1 protein-coding gene is annotated in these 1,216 nt (G+C 64.4%); it reads right to left on the bottom strand.

Annotated features, from left to right (window positions below):
• Nucleotides 1-1,216, bottom strand: a 1,216-nt coding sequence (locus ACZ5CR_RS46085; RefSeq protein ID WP_468869935.1) for a DUF6531 domain-containing protein, incomplete at both ends; no start/stop codon positions are given.

The raw sequence follows: 1,216 nt of genomic DNA, 5'->3' as shown, positions 1-1,216 counted from the left end.
CGTCGTAGGAGTACCGATACCAGGATCCATTCCTGTCGGTCCACGAGGTGATTCGTTCCTCGTCGTCATACGTGTATCGATACGGCAGACCAGTGGAGTTGTAGACGCCGACGAGACGCCCATCGCCGTACTCGTAGCGCATGAGCTGCGTCTGCTCGCCCTCGGGGCCCATGAGATGGAGTCCCGTGACCCGGTCGAAATCCGAGTCGATCGTCACGTGATAGCCACCGGAGTGACGCATGCTGCAGGGACTGCCGTCGTCGGCGTACTCGAATTCGATTCGATTCCCGTTGCGATCCGACAGGGTGCTGATGGGCATGGTGAAAGTGCTGTCGTGCTCCGAGCTCCGCCCGACCGGGGCGAAGAGGCGACTGATCCCGGACGCCGGGTCCGTCACGCGCAGGGCGCCCGGCTGATCAGCGTCCCAAGTCAGTGGCCACCGGGGGCCCTCCAACGGCAGGACCTCGTTCGTGCCGTGCGGAACCGGATAGACCAGGATCATTCCGTCCTCGGTGGAGAACAGCACTCCCTCGTCGTCCAGTTCTAGGCGCTGGTCGAGCGTTGATGCCCACGACGGTCCGAACCACCGGCCCCATCGGTACGTCGACAGATGAGTCCGCCCCATCCCCATGCCCAGCACGCCCGAAAGTGCGAAGTCCGTCTCGGACATCAGCATCTCGCCGGAGATCATGTCGATGGGGTCTCCGTTGCGGCAACGTCCCTTCGCGGACTTGCTCGATGCAACAGCATCATCGGCCCCGCGTCGCAGGCCGTTCTTGCCCAGGCCCTTGAGGCCCGCCTTGAGTCCCTTCAATCCCTTGGCGAGTTTGGCGGCGGAGGTGATGCCCTTCATGCCGGGTATGCAGTCCAGGGCGGCGAACGCGACGTCGAGTAGGCCTGCTTCTCCGTTGGCGTATTTGTTGAGGGTGTCGGCGAGGACGACGAGGGCGGCGATGAGGACGATCGCGCCGAGGATCGGTCCGCCGATGATCATGGCGATGACGCCGAGGACGGCGACGACGACCTTGCAGACGGCGACGATGGTGTCCCAGTTGTCGGTGACCCAGTCGCCGACCTCCTCCCACCACTTGCGGTTCTGGATGCCCGCGTCGGAGGCGTCTTCCAGCTTCTTCTTCGCCGTGCCCGCCGCGTCCTCGCGCATCTTGCGCGCGTCTTCCGCCATCTTCTTCGCGGCGTCGAGGTTGTTCTTCGCGGC

The organism is Streptomyces sp. NPDC031274 (assembly GCF_055570235.1).
Note: the sequence above shows the minus strand (reverse complement) of the source record. Positions and strands in the feature narration are given on the sequence as shown.